The sequence below is a fragment of the Brevundimonas sp. FV2ps16 genome, from assembly GCF_058681075.1.
This window is the reverse complement of record NZ_CM178728.1, coordinates 2,788,759-2,804,582: the sequence shown is the minus strand read 5'-3', so window position 1 is coordinate 2,804,582 and position 15,824 is coordinate 2,788,759. Positions and strand designations below refer to the sequence as shown.

At 66.1% G+C, this 15,824-nt stretch carries 18 protein-coding genes; 14 read left to right on the top strand and 4 right to left on the bottom strand.

Features of this window, described 5'->3' with window-relative positions:
• Positions 1 to 6: 6 nt before the first annotated feature.
• Complete coding sequence (locus tag ACW170_RS13545; protein WP_492087171.1) at positions 7 to 363, top strand: phage holin family protein; 357 nt, start codon at positions 7 to 9, stop codon at positions 361 to 363.
• Here ACW170_RS13545 and ACW170_RS13540 read toward each other — a convergent pair.
• Positions 360 to 1,463, bottom strand: coding sequence for an ABC transporter ATP-binding protein (locus ACW170_RS13540; protein WP_492087170.1), 1,104 nt, complete (start codon positions 1,461 to 1,463; stop codon positions 360 to 362). The genes ACW170_RS13545 and ACW170_RS13540 overlap by 4 nt on opposite strands.
• Before the next feature lie 191 nt (positions 1,464 to 1,654).
• Here ACW170_RS13540 and ACW170_RS13535 point away from each other — a divergent pair, with 191 nt between their 5' ends.
• Complete coding sequence (locus tag ACW170_RS13535; protein WP_492087169.1) at positions 1,655 to 4,270, top strand: TonB-dependent receptor domain-containing protein; 2,616 nt, start codon at positions 1,655 to 1,657, stop codon at positions 4,268 to 4,270.
• Here ACW170_RS13535 and ACW170_RS13530 read toward each other — a convergent pair whose 3' ends face one another.
• Positions 4,271 to 6,055, bottom strand: a complete 1,785-nt coding sequence (locus ACW170_RS13530) for an ATP-binding protein (protein ID WP_492087168.1) — start codon at positions 6,053 to 6,055, stop codon at positions 4,271 to 4,273.
• 138 nt (positions 6,056 to 6,193) lie between these two features.
• On the opposite strand from ACW170_RS13530, the gene ACW170_RS13525 reads away from it, so the two are divergent.
• Positions 6,194 to 6,541 (top strand): ArsC family reductase, encoded by a 348-nt coding sequence (locus ACW170_RS13525; protein WP_492087167.1) that lies wholly within the window; start codon positions 6,194 to 6,196, stop codon positions 6,539 to 6,541.
• Here the strand turns inward: ACW170_RS13525 and ACW170_RS13520 are convergent.
• Both ACW170_RS13520 and ACW170_RS13515 read right to left on the bottom strand, forming a co-directional pair.
• The gene (locus ACW170_RS13520) at positions 6,534 to 7,301 is read right to left on the bottom strand and encodes an endonuclease/exonuclease/phosphatase family protein (protein WP_492087166.1); all 768 of its coding nucleotides are present in this window, start codon (positions 7,299 to 7,301) and stop codon (positions 6,534 to 6,536) included. The genes ACW170_RS13525 and ACW170_RS13520 overlap by 8 nt on opposite strands.
• Positions 7,302 to 7,378: 77 nt before the next feature.
• Positions 7,379 to 7,618: a DUF2188 domain-containing protein gene (locus tag ACW170_RS13515; RefSeq protein ID WP_492087165.1), complete on the bottom strand. Its 240-nt coding sequence runs from the start codon at positions 7,616 to 7,618 to the stop codon at positions 7,379 to 7,381.
• Between the two features lie 221 nt (positions 7,619 to 7,839).
• Between ACW170_RS13515 and ACW170_RS13510 the strand changes: the two genes are divergently transcribed.
• From ACW170_RS13510 to ACW170_RS13460, 11 genes are all read left to right on the top strand, one after another.
• Positions 7,840 to 8,250 (top strand): hypothetical protein, encoded by a 411-nt coding sequence (locus ACW170_RS13510; protein ID WP_492087164.1) that lies wholly within the window; start codon positions 7,840 to 7,842, stop codon positions 8,248 to 8,250.
• A 21-nt stretch (positions 8,251 to 8,271) separates the two neighbouring features.
• Positions 8,272 to 8,799: an RNA polymerase sigma factor gene (locus ACW170_RS13505; protein WP_492087162.1), complete on the top strand. Its 528-nt coding sequence runs from the start codon at positions 8,272 to 8,274 to the stop codon at positions 8,797 to 8,799.
• On the top strand, positions 8,789 to 9,076 hold the full coding sequence (locus ACW170_RS13500) for a hypothetical protein (RefSeq protein ID WP_492087161.1): 288 nt from the start codon (positions 8,789 to 8,791) through the stop codon (positions 9,074 to 9,076). The genes ACW170_RS13505 and ACW170_RS13500 overlap by 11 nt, the downstream gene beginning before the upstream one ends.
• A 119-nt stretch (positions 9,077 to 9,195) precedes the next feature.
• A complete protein-coding gene (locus tag ACW170_RS13495; RefSeq protein ID WP_492087160.1) occupies positions 9,196 to 9,591 on the top strand; it encodes a DUF6249 domain-containing protein in 396 nt (131 codons plus the stop codon).
• Between the two features lie 23 nt (positions 9,592 to 9,614).
• Entirely contained in the window at positions 9,615 to 10,172 is a 558-nt protein-coding gene (locus ACW170_RS13490) for an RNA polymerase sigma factor (protein WP_492087159.1), read from the top strand.
• Positions 10,162 to 10,563 carry a hypothetical protein gene (locus ACW170_RS13485; protein WP_492087158.1) on the top strand — a complete coding sequence of 134 codons (402 nt, stop codon included), beginning with the start codon at positions 10,162 to 10,164 and terminating at the stop codon, positions 10,561 to 10,563. Before ACW170_RS13490 ends, ACW170_RS13485 begins: the two co-directional genes overlap by 11 nt.
• Before the next feature lie 59 nt (positions 10,564 to 10,622).
• Complete coding sequence (gene panB / locus ACW170_RS13480; protein ID WP_492087157.1) at positions 10,623 to 11,459, top strand: 3-methyl-2-oxobutanoate hydroxymethyltransferase; 837 nt, start codon at positions 10,623 to 10,625, stop codon at positions 11,457 to 11,459.
• A 79-nt stretch (positions 11,460 to 11,538) separates the two neighbouring features.
• The gene (locus ACW170_RS13475; RefSeq protein ID WP_492087156.1) at positions 11,539 to 12,285 is read left to right on the top strand and encodes a tetratricopeptide repeat protein; all 747 of its coding nucleotides are present in this window, start codon (positions 11,539 to 11,541) and stop codon (positions 12,283 to 12,285) included.
• A gap of 23 nt (positions 12,286 to 12,308) precedes the next feature.
• A complete protein-coding gene (locus tag ACW170_RS13470) occupies positions 12,309 to 13,688 on the top strand; it encodes a PQQ-binding-like beta-propeller repeat protein (protein WP_492087155.1) in 1,380 nt (459 codons plus the stop codon).
• 32 nt (positions 13,689 to 13,720) lie between these two features.
• Positions 13,721 to 15,340: a ribosome biogenesis GTPase Der gene (der, locus tag ACW170_RS13465; RefSeq protein WP_492087154.1), complete on the top strand. Its 1,620-nt coding sequence runs from the start codon at positions 13,721 to 13,723 to the stop codon at positions 15,338 to 15,340.
• 4 nt (positions 15,341 to 15,344) lie between these two features.
• Positions 15,345 to 15,806, top strand: a complete 462-nt coding sequence (locus tag ACW170_RS13460) for an NUDIX hydrolase (RefSeq protein ID WP_492087153.1) — start codon at positions 15,345 to 15,347, stop codon at positions 15,804 to 15,806.
• The last annotated feature ends 18 nt before the right edge of the window (positions 15,807 to 15,824 follow it).

Sequence of the window (15,824 nt, the reverse complement as noted above, 5' to 3'; positions counted from 1 at the left end):
GACCTCATGATCCGTTTCATCATTCAAGCCGCCGTCACCATGGTCGGTCTCTGGCTTTCCGCCCAGGTCGTGCCGGGCGTCGATTTCACCAATACGGGTTCGTTGGTCGCGGCGGCCATTATTCTGGGGCTGATCAACGCGGTGGTCCGGCCCATCATGGTCGTGCTGACCTTCCCGATCACGGTCATCACCCTGGGTCTGTTCCTGCTGGTGGTGAACGCCGCGATGATCGGCCTGACCGCCGTCTTCCTGGGCGGCTTCGCCGTCGACGGACTGTGGGCCGGGATCGGCGCGGCCATCGTCACCGGCGTCGTCAGCTGGATCGCCGGGGCCTTCATCGGCGGGGACGAGAAGCGCGGCTAAAGCCTTGTGAAGGCGCGGCCGTTCGCATCGAACAGATGGGCCTGGGCGGCGGAGACGTGAAGGCGCATGTTCTCGCCCGGCCGGGTCGGAACCTCGCCCGCCAACTGCACCGTCAGTGTGTCGTCCGAGGCCGCGTGCCTGAGGTGGACCATGGTCGCGGCGCCCAGGGTTTCGACGAAGAGAACCTCGGCGGTCAGGGTGTCGGCGTCAGGGGCGGTTTCGCCGGTCGGCCGGGTCAGATGCTCCGGGCGGACGCCGAGGGTGACGGCGTCTCCGGCCTTGGCGGAGGTCGCGTCGACCGCCACCTGCAGGGTCTCGCCGGCCGTCGTCCGGATCGTGGCGCCTGTGGACGAGCCCTGCACCAACTCGGCGGCAAGCATGTTCATGCGGGGGCTGCCGATGAAGCCGGCGACGAACAGGTTGGCGGGACGTTGATATAGATCCATCGGCGCGCCGACCTGTTCGATCCGCCCGCCGTTCAGCACGACGATCCGGTCGGCCAGGGTCATGGCCTCGACCTGGTCGTGGGTGACGTAGATCATGGTCGTCTTCAACTCGGCGTGGAGCCGTGCGAACTCGTAGCGCATCCGGACCCGAAGGGCGGCGTCCAGGTTCGACAGCGGCTCGTCGAACAGAAAGACCTCGGGTTCGCGCACGATGGCGCGGCCGATGGCGACCCGCTGGCGCTGCCCGCCCGACATGGCCTTGGGCTTGCGGTCCAGATAGTCGGTGATGCTGAGGGCCTCGGCGGCGGCGCGGACGCGGCGGTCGATCTCGACCTTGTCCGTCTTGGCCAGCTTGAGCCCGAAGGCCATGTTCTCGTAGGCCGTCATATGCGGGTAGAGCGCGTAGGACTGGAACACCATGGCGATGCCCCGGTCCGAGGGCGACAGGTCGTTGACCACGCGGCCGCCGATGGAGACCTGGCCCGTCGTCGCCTCTTCCAGGCCGGCGATGGTGCGCAGCAGGGTGGACTTGCCGCAGCCCGAAGGGCCGACGAAGACCACGAACTCGCCGTCGGCGATCTCAAGATCGACGCCCTTCAGCACCTCAACGGCGCCGAACGCCTTCTTCACGTCGACCAGACGGACGTCCGCCATGCTTCCTGTTCCCTGAGCCGTTTGATTTTGCGCGCACCGTAACCGGTTACATGGCGGGATCAACGGCTCGTTTGCCGCGCCCCGTATCGTCAGCTGTTGGGCGCGCAAATTTGCAAAACTGCAAAATTGATCTTTCGCAAATAGCGAGCGATGGCTAGAAGCCCGCGGGCAAATCGCGGGGAGATATGGTGATGCGGCGTTCAATCCTGATGGCGACGGCTTCGGCCGCATGGCTGGCCGGCGTCTGCGCAGTCCAGGCGCAAGAGGCCGCGTCGTCTGTGGACGATATCGTCGTCACCGGCTCGCGGATCGCGGGCGGGGACCGGATTGCGCCGGTCGAAACCGTGGACCGCGACGTCATCGCGGCGGCGGGCGTCGCCGACGCCTCGCAGTTGGTCCGACTGGTGACCGCCAATTCGGGCTCGGAAGCCCAGGTCGATCAGTTGAACCAGCCGCAGAGCTCTGGGACGGCCCAGTTCAATCTGCGCAATCTCGGCCTGGGCTCGACCCTGGTGCTGGTCGACGGTCAGCGCTGGACGTCCAGCGCCGTGGTCGCGACCGACGGCTCGGCCTTCGTCGACATCAACTCGCTCGTGCCGATGATCGCCCTGCAACGGGTCGAGGTGGTCAAGGACGGCGCCTCGGCCGTCTATGGCTCCGACGCCGTAGCCGGCGTGGTCAATTTCATCACGCGTCATGATGTCGCCCGGCCCGAGGTCAGCGCCAAATATGCGGTCGCCGACGGGTCCGAGGAGAGCGTTGTCCAGGCCATCGGCGGGTTCGGGCTGCTGGGCGGCGACCTGACCCTGGCGGCCTCGCATTTCCACAGGTCGGCCCTGAGCACCGACGAGCGCGACTTCACCCAGGCCGAAGGCTACGACCGCGCGTCCTGGACCGCCGTGACCAGCTATGGGCAGCCGGGATCCTATTATCGGCCGAGCGCCAACGCCTATGCGCCGGACCCCGACTGCGACAACCCCGCCTTCGACGCCGCCTATCGCAACAGTGCGAGCGATGCGTTCTGCCGTCTCGACTATTCTGACTTCTTCGATCTGACGCCGGAAGAGACGCGGACGCAGCTGTTCGCCGACTATCGTCGGCCGGTCGGGGACATGACCCTGTCGCTGCAGGGGGCCTGGTCATCGACCGGGACCGTGGCGCGACAGACGCCGTCCCTGCCGATCCTGGCGCAATCATTGACCGTGCCGGCGTCCCATCCAGACAATCCGTTCGGCGAGGACGTGTTGTTCCGGGGGCGGCTGTTGGGCGCAGAGGCCGGGGCGTCGAAGGCGGAGTTCGACTATGAGACCTGGCGTCTGGCCGCGGGGCTGGAGGGTGGTTTCGCCAATGGCTGGAGCTGGAGCCTCGCCGCCACCGCCAGCCGTCAGCACGTCGCCTATGACAAGCCCGATGTGATCGGAAGCGCATTGCAGAACGCGCTGAACGGCTTGGGCGGCGCGGGCTGCAATGTCGCCAACGGCACGCCCGGGGTCGGCGCCTGCCAGTATTATAATCCGTTCGGCAGCGCCTATCTGGGCACAGGCACGGCGAACAGCGACGAACTGATCGACAGTCTGATTGGCTTCACGGGCCTGCGCGGTTCCGCCAGCCTGACGACCGCAGACGCCTCCACCAGCGGTCAAGCGTTCGCCTGGTCCGGCGGCTCGGTCGATGTCGCCCTGGGCGTCCAGTACCGGCGCAGCGCCTTCCGTCATGACTGGAGCGACCTGGTGAACGCCGGCGACTTGCTGACGGCGGGCTATTCACCCGACTTCGCCGGCGATCAGCAAACCCTGGCCGCCTATGCCGAAGGGCGCCTCCATCTGGGCGACCGGATCGAGGCGCAATTGGCCGGACGATACGAGTCCTATGACGGCGAGGGGCGGTTCAGTCCGAAGGCCGCTGTGCGTTGGGATGTGCTCGAAACCGTCGCGCTCCGGGCGTCATGGGGGCAGGGCTTCCGCGCACCTTCGGTCTATGCGCAGTCCGGGGCGCAGGCGTCCCAGCCGTCGGTGTTCGATCGCGGCGCCTTTGTCTTCGTCAACACCCTGACGTCGGGCGACGCAGACCTGAAGCCCGAAAAGTCCGAGAGCCTGACTTTCGGGGTGCAATGGCGTCCCGTTCAGGGCCTCGAGTTCGGCCTGGACGCCTGGCGGTTCGACTATACCGACCAGGTGGTCAAGGAATCGGCCCAGGCGATCATCAACCAGGCGGCGGCCGACACGGCGGCGGGTCTGACGGGCACGGACGCCCAGTCGCGCCTGACCCGCTCGGCCAGCGGCGCCCTGACCTTCGTCCAGCTCTCTTTCGTCAATGCGTCGTCGGTGGAGACCCAAGGCGTGGACGTCTCGGCCCGCTATGGTCATGGGCTCTGGGGCGGTCAGGCGACGGCCTCGGCGACCTGGACCTATGTGGATCGTTACGACATCCGCCTGAACGACAGTGCGGCGGAAGCGTCCGGCGTCGGTTCGACCAATCTGAACAACATCGGCCGTTCCCTGCCGCGCAATCGCGGGGAGTTCGTCCTGGGGTGGAGCGGCGGCGTCCATTCGGTGACCGGGCTGGTCCATTATACCGCCGGCTATGACAATGACCGCAGCGGCGTCACGGACACGACCATCGCCAGCCAGACGACGATCGACCTTCTGTATAGCCGAGCGCTCGGCGCCGATCTCGACCTTGCTGTGGGCGTGGTCAATCTGGCCGACAAGGCGCCGCCCCTGGCGCAGTTCGCCTTCGGCTATGATCCCGTCGTCGCCGATCCGCGCGGACGTGTGTTCAGCCTGGGGCTCACAAAGCGCTTTTGATCAGGCCGCCAGGGGGCGGGCAGGGGGGAGGGCGGCGCTCATCGCCTCGATCAACATATGGACGTCCAGCGGCTTGGCGACGAAGCCGTCCAGGCCGGCTTCGCGGCCCTGTTCGCGGACCGAGGCGGAAACGTCGCCGGAGAGCAGGATCAACGGGGTGCGGCGTCCGTCGGCCTCTTCCGTGCGAATCCTGCGGGCAGCCTCGAAGCCGTCGCAGACCGGCATGCGAAGGTCCAGAAGGACCATGTCATAGTCGCCGTCGCGCCAGGTCGCGATCGCCTGGGCGCCGTCCTCCACCACCGTGACCTCCATTCCGAGGTTCGGCAGGATGGCGGCCAGCACCTTGCGGTTGACCGCATTGTCGTCGGCCGCCAGCACGCGCAGTCCGGCCAGGCAGGGCGCGCTCTCCGCTTCGGCGGCGGCGGCGGCGCGGCCGCGCTCAAGCGGCAGTTCCACAGTAAAGCAGGACCCTTGGCCGGGCGTACTCTCAACGGTGATATCGCCGCCCATCATCCGAGCCAGAGATCGGGAGATGGACAGGCCGAGGCCGGTGCCTCCATGGGTGTGCGAGGTTTCGGCGCTGGCCTGCACATAGGGAGCGAACAGTCTTCCGAGAGCGGCCTCGTCCATGCCGATGCCGCTGTCGCGCACATCTATCCGGAGCCCGCCCGCCGTCGGGACGGCGACGGCCACGGTGACCTCGCCACGAGCGGTGAACTTGACGGCGTTGGAAATCAGATTGGCCAGGATCTGCCCTATCCGAACCTTGTCGCCGATCCAGTCGCCGGCGGCGTCCGGCGTGACTTCGATCCTCAAAGCGACGCCCTTCTTGTGGGCGACTTCGCCGAACGCGGCCCTCATGCGATCCAGCAACCGCGCCAGGTCGAAGTCCGCCTCCACGAGTTCCAGTCTGCCGGCTTCGATCTTCGAGGCGTCCAGCAGATCGTTGAGAAGGGACGTCAGGGTTTCGCCCGACTCCAGAGCAACCTCCAACCTCTGCTTCTGGGCGGGATCCATCGGCTCGCCGGCCATAATCTGCAACATGCCCAGCATGCCGTTCAGCGGCGTACGAATTTCGTGGCTGACCACGGCCAGCATTCGCGTCTTGGACTTGGCGAAGGCAAGGACCTCGCGTTCGCGTCGGTCGGCGGTGCGAACGGCCCAAAGGCCCATGCCGGCGCCGAAGCCGAGTGCGGCCAGACCCACGGCGACGATTGTGACCCGGGCGGTCGCATAGGCGAGATTGCGCGCGCCCTCGCGCTCAAGCGTCATGGCGGCCTCTTGCGCACGAAGGGCTTCCAGCCGGCGGCGAAGCCCGTCCATCGCGGCTTGTCCCTCGATCGCCAGGACGGGGTCGGCGCCCTTGTCGCTCAAGCTCGACAGTCGAGGTTCAGCGTAGACCGTTCGCCAGGTTTCCATCGCCGTCCGCACGCCGTCGAGCTGAGCCTTCTGGGAGGGGTTGCCGACCGTCAGTCGGGACAAGGTCTGGAGCTCGTCAGAAAATTTCTGCTGGCCCTTGATGTAGGGAGCCAGGAAATTTCCGTCGCCGCCGCTCTCTACATAGCCTCTGACGCCTGTTTCCTGATCAATTGCCGCCGTCAACAGATTGGCCGCTGCGCGTTCCACCATCGCCGTGTGCCTGACGGACTGATCGGCCGAGTTGAGCGTGGTTAGATTGGCCCAGACCACCAGCAACATGACCGAGACCATAGCCGTCATCGTCGCCAACATGGCCAGGGCGGAGCGCGCCGCCCGCGTCTGGATCAAGGCCCGAAGGCGAGCCATCGGGACGGAGATTGTCATTTGGGAACCGTATGTCAGCGTCTGACGCGACTTACGGCGCTCCCGATGAAAAATGTCTTTCAGGACCGATCAGGATGATTATCTAGGCGGCTGAAATCTTCTCCTCAGCATGGATCTCCGATGGCTGTCGTTCTGTATGGCATTCCCAATTGCGACACCGTCAAAAAGGCGCGCGTCTGGCTGGAGCATCAGGGCGTCGACTACGTCTTTCATGACTACAAGAAGGCGGGCGCCGATGCCGGCGCTCTGGCGCGTTGGGTCGATGAGCATGGCTGGGAGACGGTGCTGAACCGCGCCGGGACGACGTTCAAGAAGCTGCCCGAAGCGGACAAGACAGGCCTGGACGGCGACAAGGCCATCGCCCTGATGCTGGCCCAGCCGTCGATTATCAAGCGGCCGGTGCTGGACCTCGGCGATCGCCGCCTGGTGGGGTTCAAGCCTGAGGCCTATGCGCAGGCCTTCAGTTGAGCGCGACCGTCGCGGTGACGCCGAAATGATCTGACGGGTATTCGCCGTTCGTGGGCTGGTCGCCAAAGACATGCGCGGCGGTCCGGGTGAAGAACTCCGGCTCCACGAAGATATGGTCGATCACGCGGCTGGCGTGGCCCTTGGCGGGATTCAGGGTGGTCGTCGCCGAACCGGGGGGGAGGGCGCTGGCGAAACGAGGGCCCGTCATGGTCGCCAGACCGGGATCCTCTTGCGGCGCATTGAAGTCGCCCATGACGACAAGGGGGACGCCGTCCTGGGGCAACCAGGACAAGAGGTGTGAAATCTGGCGGGCCCGCACCGCTCCCGCCTCCGGCTGGTGCGCCAGGTGGGTGACCACGACATCGACCGGCCGGCCCGCAACGGACACTCGCACCCGCAGCGCCGTGCGGTAATCATCGAGCGGCTCCAGCCGAACGGAATCCTGGGCCAGTATGGGCAACCGCGTGAGCAAGGCGCTTCCGTATCGGCGAGGCGCACCCTCGGGGTCGGTCGAGACGAAGGCGACCTCATAGCCGCCCAGTTCTCGCGCCAGCATCTCAGCCTGGTTCTCCAGCCCTGTGTTGGCGTCTTCCAGGACTTCCTGCAAGGCGATGACGTCCGCGTTCTGGGCCCGCAAGGCATCGATCAGCAGCGGCCGCCGTGCGGGCCAGTCGCCCATATTGTGCCAGATGTTGAACGTCGTCAGCGTCAGGAGCGATGAGCCGGCCGTGACCGGCTCGGAACCCAAGCTAGCGTTCAAGCCGGGCGCGCAGGCCGCCAGCGGCAGAAGCGAAGCTGCGGCGATCAAAAAGCGGCGGGAAACCACCGGCGACGCCCTTAACCTTCGACCTCGGTGGTGGGCCGGTCGTGGCCGTCGGCGGCTTCGGTGATCCAACGACCGTCTGCGGTTTCGTATTCGATGGCCGCGTTCTGGTCTGGAACCTTCTGTTCGCGGGCGGCGCGGACAGCGGCGGCCTTAGCGGCGTCGTGGCTGGAGAAGGTCTCGGAATAGGTGCCGTCCGACTGATAGGCCCAGCCGCCATCGTGCTCGACGATGCGATAGGTGACGGTGGTCATGGGAGCTCTCCTCTTGGGGTCGGGCGATCATCGTAGCCCGAACCGGCCGCCGCAGGAACAGCAGTCGCACCGTCGCCCTCCTTCGATCAGCCGGGACGTTTTGTCGGCCCCAAGTCATGCTGTTCGACAAATATTGATCGACGGCGCATCCAATGGCTCGGTCGGTGACGACTATTCCCGGTGAACGCAGGACGATGGTCGTGCTGCTGAGGAGATGAGACATGGCTGATCTGGCGCGCGAGTTCTGGTGGATACTTTTTCCCATGTCCGCCTTCGCTTTTGTCGGCTGGTCGCAATGGTTGAACTACCGACGTCAGAAAGCGCTGCTCGATGTCGTGAAGACCTATGCGGAAAAGGGGCGGGACGCGCCTCAGGCGATCATGGATGCCCTTGCCCGAGCCTCTGCAAACGATGTCCCCGCCCGGCAGAGTGTCCGGCAAGGGACGGCGGCCCACTACTGGTCGTTGGTCGGATTGTTCACGGCGCTCTGCGTCGGTTTCACGGCGGCAAGCTGGGGCGGACTGGACGGCGGCACGGGGGCCTTGTTGATCGTAGCGTTTGTCATGGGGACGGTCGCGCTATGGTCTTTGGTCTGCGCCTTGGTGTTGCAAATGCGCAGGCCGCGCGACTGAGCGGACGCGAGGACAGGCGTCGTGACCGACGTTGAACTTGTACACGCCGCCCGTGACGGGTCCGACGCCGCATTTGCGCGGCTTGTCGAGCGCCATCAGGCGGCGGTTCGCAACTTCCTCCGCCGGATGCTCGTCGGCGGGTGGGCTGAGGCCGACGATCTGGCGCAGGAGGTATTCCTTGCCGCATGGCGGGATCTGGGGCGGTTGAGAGATCCGGCGGGGCTTCGCGCCTGGCTGCTCGGGATCGCCTGGCGCAAGGCGCAAGACCGCAACCGGAGCGCGCTGCGAAGTGCGGCCCGTGATGGGATCTGGGCGCAGGATCATCCGCCGTCATCTGGTGTGTCGCCTGAAGAGAGGATCGCACTAAGCCGTGCGATGGCCGAATTGCCACCGGCCGTCCGAGCTTGCGTGGCGCTGTGTGTTGCGGACGGATGGTCCCATGTTGAGGCGTCCGTTGCGCTAGGCTTGCCGGTTGGCACCGTGAAGTCGCATATCAGCCGCGGGCGTAGCCGCCTTCTGGCGGTGCTGGGAGGTCGTGATGACACCTGAAGACAAGCTGCAGTCGCTATTCGCAGCTGAAGCCGCGCCCGTGCGTGATCCCGTTTTTGAGGCGGTGGTGGTCCAACGGATCGCCCGTCGTCGCGCCGTCGCTGTTGTTGCGGCCTTTGCGCCGCTGGCGGTGGCGATGGCGACGATCTTGTGGGGGCTCGGGCCGGTATGGCGCGGCTTAGCGGATCTTCCACGCGAAGGCGCGCCCGTTCTGATGGCTGCGATCATGGCGACGGTGACGGCCTTGGCGGTCGTCCGACAAGTGCTGCGGACCTGATGGAGCGACCTTACGAAGATTTCACGTCCGCTTGCGCATCCATGGGCGCGTCCCGCAGCCTCTTGTGATCAGAAGGCCGCCGCATCAGGCTGTCGCACCGGATCAAAAGAGAGTTCGTCATGGACCTGACACCCATCTTCGTCGTCTTCATCATCTTCGCGTCCATCGTGGCCGTGATCGTTGGACCATCCTTCCTGAAAAATCGGGAGCGTCGCGAAATGCAGCTGACGGTCCGCCATGCGGTGGACAAGGGGCAGACCCTGCCGCCCGAACTGATCGACGCCATGACCAAGGATGTGGAGAAGGGCTTGCCGTCGCGCACCAAGGATATCCGCAAGGGCGTGCTCAGCCTGGCGACGGGCGTCGGCATCGCCGGCTTTGCGCTGGCGGTTGATAATGCCAGCCGTGACTGGGGCGGCAATGGGGAAGGCGCACTTTTGGGCCTCGCCTGCATCCCTGTGGCCATCGGCATCGCCTTCATAATCCTGGGCATCTTCAACCCCAACAAGGCCTGAGGGGCGGTTTCGGGGGAGAGGTCATGAGCAAGTCCTTGCGCGATCTCCACGACGTGGAGCTGGCCGCCCAGGCGGCGGCCGGCGGCCGGCGGGAGTATGGCGAACTGGTCCGCCGGCATGGTTCGGCGGTCCGGGGGCTTCTGCGCCGCATGGGCGCGGCGCCGTCCCTGGCCGATGACGTGGCCCAGGACGCCTTCCTGCAGGGCTTCCAGCGCTGCTCGGAATTCCGGGGGCAGGGGACGTTTGCGGGCTGGATCAAGAAGATCGCTGCGCGCCTCTATCTGAAGCGCGTCGTCCGCGAGGCCCGCTATGTCGCCGAGGTCGAGTCCGACGAGGCCGACGTCGTCATCGACCGGGCCGGGGTCATGGACCTAGACGAGGCCCTGAAGACGCTCAGCGAGACCGAGCGTGTGTGCGTGTCCCTGTGCCACGGCGCGGGGATGTCCCATCCCGAAATCGGGGCGGCCATGAATTTGCCGCTCGGCACGGTGAAGTCCCATGTCAAACGTGGTCTGGATAAACTCCGCGCCCGGCTTCAGCCGGCGCACGGCTCAGGCGGGAGGTCGACCCATGTCGGCTGATGAATTCGATCCGATGATCGAGCGTCTGTTCGCGCAGACGCCTCGAATGGCCGATGAGGCCCTGTTCCTGGCCACGGTTCAGGCCAGTATGGAGAAGCGGTCGCGCTGGCGGACCCTGGCTTTGACCAGCGCCGGCTTGGTCGGCGGCGTGTTGGCGGTGAGGGAAGGGGTCAATGTCAACTTCTCCGCCAGCGACGAAACGACCCTGACGCAAGGGGTGCGGACGGCGGCGGCGACGGCCCAGGGGGCGGCTCAATCCGGGCTGGAAGGCTTGGGCGTCGGGTCGTTCGATCTGATGGACGGGTCGGGCATGATGGCCTTCTGGATCGTGGCGGGGGCGCTTGTCGCCCTGCTGGCGGCGGGGCTGGTGAAGCTGTCGCAGGACGTCTGAGGGTGACTTGGCGGAGCACGGGGCCTATCTGACCCGACTTGAAGTCAGGAGGCCCTTCGATGTCCGTTCACACCCAGGAGACGATCAAGCGCATTTCCGTGCCTGATGTCGCCGGCCGCAAGGGCGGCGAGCCCATCGTCTGTCTGACGGCCTATGACGCCCCCATGGCGGGATTGCTGGATCCGCACTGCGACGTGCTGCTGGTCGGGGACAGCCTGGGCATGGCGGTTCATGGCCTGCCGAATACGGTCGGGGTGACGCTGGAGATGATGATCCTGCACGGCCAGGCGGTGGTGCGGGGATCGCGTCGGGCCCTGGTCGTGGTGGATATGCCTTTCGGTTCGTACGAGGGCGGCAAGGAGGTCGCCTACGACAACTGCGTGCGGGTGATGAAGGAGACCGGCGCCCAGGCGGTGAAGCTTGAGACCAGCGTCGAGCTGGCCGAGATCGTCGCCTTCCTGGTCAAGCGCGGCATCCCGGTCATGGGTCATGTGGGGCTGCGGCCTCAGGCGATTTTGGCCGAGGGTGGGTTCAAGGCCAAGGGACGCACTGATTTTGAACGCGACCGTGTCATGGCGGAAGCAAAGGCCACGGCCGAGGCCGGCGCCTTCTGCATCGTCATCGAGGGTGTCGCCGAATCGCTGGCGCGGGAAATCACCGAGAGTCTTGACGTCCCGACTATCGGTATTGGCGCCTCGGCCGCGTGCGACGGCCAGGTGCTGGTGGTCAACGACATGCTGGGGATGTTCGACTGGACCCCGAAATTCGTGCGGAAGTACGCGGATCTGCGCACCGAGATCGACCGCGCGGCCGCCGCTTTCGCCAATGATGTGAAAACCCGCCGTTTTCCTGCCGAAGTCGAGACCTACTTCTCGAAAAAGCCGGCTTCGCAGTAACGGACGACGTTGCGGGCGGGGAGCCGACCTTCTAGGGTCCGCGCCGGTTTGCTTTTTGCGATTTTGGGGCGACGTTTCAGTGGTTGATGTCTTCGAGCAGGTCGAGGAGGAGCTTCGCTCCGACCGGTACAAGCGCCTGGCCCGCACATGGCTGCCCGTCGTGGGCGTGGTCCTGGTGGTCGCCCTGGTCGCCGCCCTGGGCTGGTGGGGCTGGGACAGCCTGAACTCGAGCAAGGCCGGCAAGGCCGCCGAGGCCTATGATCGCGGCATGGAGGCCCTGCGGGCTGAAAAGCCCGCCGAAGCCCGCCTCGCCTTCGAGGAAGCGGTCAAGGAAGGCAATGGCGCCTACAAGGTTTTGGCCTTGCAGCAGCAAGCCGGCCTGGCCGTGACCGCCGACAAGATCCCTGACGCGGTTCGGCTGTTCGACGAGGCCGCAAAGGCGTCGAGCGACCCGATCCTGTCCGATCCGCCCGCCTTGAAGGCCGCCTTCCTGGTGATGGACACCGCGCCGCTGGCCGATATCGAGGCGCGCCTGACCCCGCTGGCCGGGGATGACCGCCCCCTGCACGCCTTCGCTCAGGAAGCTTTGGCCCTGGCGCGTCTCCAGCATGGCAAGACCAAGGAGGCCCGTGAGGCCTTCGTCCTGCTGCAACTGGGGCAGGACGTTCCTGACGACGTTCGCCAGCGCGCCAATATCGCCGTGGCTACCATCGACGCCGGCACGGCGGGTGCGCTCAAGGACATTGCGAATGCGGCCAAGACCGCCGCTCCGTCGGCCGCCGGCGCCGCCAATGCGCCCACTTCCGCGGCCCCGGCCCAACAGTGACGACCCCTTACAGGACGCCCAAGATGAACCGAGTTCTGAAAGTCGCGCTGATTTGCGGCGTCGCCACGACCATGGCTTCCTGCGGCGCAGTCAGCCGCAACCTGCCCTTTGGCCTGGGCAAGAAGGATGATCCGCAGGCGACCGCATCCGCCGGCGACCGAATCTCGGTGCTGGAGTTCGAACAGCAACTGACCCCGTCGGCGGCCCTGTCCGGACGCGACTTCTTCCTGCCGGGGCCCCAGGCTGCGACGGCCTGGACCCAGCCGGGCGGTTCGTCCGAGAACCTGGTCGAGCATGTCATCGCGGCTCCGAACTTCCAGATCGCCTGGAAGCGCAGCATCGGCGAAGGCTCGGCCCGTGTCGGCAACGTCATGGCGCCGATCGTGGCAGCCGACGGCAAGATCTTCGTCATGGACGGCGAATCAACCGTCTCGGCTGTGTCGGCCGACAGCGGCGAGATCCTGTGGAAGGCCAACGTCAAGGACGCCGACCGTGACCGCAACGGCGGCTTCGGCGGCGGCGTCGCCTACGCCGGCGGCAAGCTGTTCGTCTCGTCCGGCTATCGCTCCATGACTGCGCTCGACGCCGGTACCGGCGCCGTCGTCTGGACCCAGCAGGTCGATTCCCCGATTCACGGCGCCCCCACGGTCGTCGGCGCCCACGTCTTCGTCGTCGATGTGGACAGCCAGCTGTTCGCTTTTGACGTGAACACCGGCGCGCAGGACTGGACCTATCGCGGCATCGCCGAGCCGGCGCGTGTGCTGCGCGCCTCAAGCCCCGCCGTGACGGGCAATACGGTCATTGCGCCCTTCGCCTCGGGCCAACTTGTCGCGCTCAGCGCCCTGAACGGTCAGCCCCTGTGGGAACAGACCCTGTCGCGCACCAGCCGCACCAGCGCCCTGTCCGAAGTGCGCGATGTCGCCGGTCGTCCGGTCATCAGCCGGGGCATGGTGTATGGCGTCAGCCATTCGGGCGTGCTGTCGGCGCTGGACCTGCGCTCGGGCCAGCCCAAGTGGCAGCTGCCGGTCACCGGCGTGAACGCGCCCCTGCCGGTCGGCGACGTCGTCTTCGCTGTGTCGAAGTCGGGCGAACTGATCACCGCCAACCGTGACACGGGCCAGATTTACTGGACCCGCGAGTTGAACGAAGGGCGTCAACGCAAGGTCGGCGGCTTCCTGAACTTCGGGCGTCGCACCATCTATCCGCAATGGTCGGGACCTCTGTTGGCCTCCAACCGCCTGGTGATGGTCAATTCCTACGGCGAGGCCGTCGCTTTCGACCCGAAAACCGGCGTGGCCCAGACGACGCTGAAGCTCGGCGCGCCGGCCTATATCGCGCCCGCCGCCTACAATGGCGCCCTGTACGTGCTGACCGACAATGGCCAGCTGATCTGCATCCGCTGACTCTTCAGCCCGAAATAAGCTAGAAAGCCGAAATGGCTCTGAAGGTCGCGATTGTCGGCCGCCCCAATGTGGGCAAATCGACACTGTTCAACCGCCTCGTCGGCAAGCGCCTCGCGCTTGTCGATGATCGCCCCGGCGTGACCCGGGACCGGCGCTATGCCGACGGCAATATCGGCGACATGGATCTGACGCTGATTGATACGGCGGGCTACGAGGACGTCACCGACGACAGTCTGGAAGCCCGGATGCGCGAGCAGACCGAGGCGGCGCTGGACGACGCCGAACTGGTCATGTTCATGATGGACGCCCGCGAAGGCGTCACCTCGCTGGATCGGATCTTTGCCGAGCGCTTGCGTAAGGTTCACAAGCCCATCATCCTCCTGGCCAACAAGTCCGAGAGCCGCGAAAGCGGCGGCGGCGTCGGCGAAGCGCATGCTCTGGGCTTCGGCGAGCCGGTCGCCATCTCCGCCGAGCACGGCGAGGGCATGGCCGACCTGTACAAGGCCATCCGCGCAGCGTCCGAAGACATCTTCATCGAAGAGATCGACGAGCCGGACAAGCCGATCCGCATCGCCGTGATCGGTCGTCCCAACGCGGGCAAGTCGACCCTGATCAACCGTCTGATCGGCGACGACCGCCTGCTGACCGGGCCGGAAGCGGGCATCACCCGCGACTCCATCTCGGTCGATTGGCAGTTCGAGGGCAAGAATATCCGCCTGGTCGATACGGCCGGTATGCGTCGCAAGGCGCGGGTGCAGGAGATGCTGGAGAAGCTGTCGGTCGCCGACACCATCCGCGCCATCACCTTCGCCGAAGTCGTCATCCTGATGATGGACAAGGACGACGCCTTCGACACCCAGGACCTGCAGCTGGCCGACCTAGTCGAGCGCGAGGGCCGGGCCCTGGTCTATGTCGCCTCCAAATGGGACCTGGAAGACGAGCCCCAGGCCCGCATGGCCAAGTTGAAGGGCATGGCCGAGGACAAGCTGCCCCAGCTGAAGGGTTCGCCCTTCGTGGCCCTGTCTTCGCACAGCGGGCGCGGCGTCGAACGCCTGATGCCGGCCGTGCTCCAGGCCTATGACACCTGGTCGGTCAAGGTGAAGACCAAGGACTTGAACACCTGGCTGTCCATGGCCACCCAGCGGCACCCGCCCCCCGCCGTGGACGGCAAGCGGATCAAGCCGAAATACATCGCCCAGACCAAGGCCCGTCCGCCCACCTTCGTGCTGATGGCCAACCGCGCCGAGTCGATGCCGGAGCATTACAAACGCTATCTGGTCAACTCGATCCGCGAGAGCTTCGACCTGCCGGGCACGCCTATCCGCCTGAACGTCAAGTCCAGCGGCGTGAACCCCTATGCCGAGGGCGGCGCCAAGTCCGGCCCGGAACGCTATAAGGGCGACGCCAAGACCGCGCCGCGCCGCGTCAGGAAGGCGGACAAGGAAGAAGCCCTGTCCAAACTGCCCGGCAAGGCGCTGGAGCAGAAGAAGACCCGCAAGGCCCAGCCCAAGGTCCTGGGCGGCCTGAAGTCCAGCGCGTCGAAGAAGGCCGGATCGTCGGTGGCGGTCCAGAAGGGCGCCCGTGGCGGCGCCCGCCAGGTCTCGCGCTCCGGCCGTATCCGCACCGGTCAAAAGGGCGGCGCCAAGAAGTGACGCCATGAGCGCAGTCGCGCCTGTCCTTCCCGAGCGGCCGACCTCGCGCTGGCTGATTTTGGACGGGCAGGGGCGGGTGCTGCTGTTCCATTTCGTCTTTTCCGACGGGCCTCTGACCGGCACGGCCTTCTGGGCTACGCCCGGCGGCGGCTGCGAACCGGGCGAAACCTATGAGGACGCCGCGCGCCGCGAACTGGTTGAGGAAACCGGCCTGATCATCGACGACCCCGGTCCTCAGGTCGGCCGGGTCAGGGTCAGTTTTCGCCTGCCCGACGGCCGTATGGCCGATGTGGATCAGCGGTTTTTCCTGCTTCGCACCGAGGCGTTCGACCTGTCCTCCACCGGCTGGACCGAGGAGGAACGGAACGTCCTGGTGGCGCATCGCTGGTGGAGCCTCGCCGATATCCGGGCCTCGACGGAGACGATGTGGCCCGCAGAATTGGCGGATTTGCTTTCGAGCCTCTGACCCTTGTGTCTCCGGCCA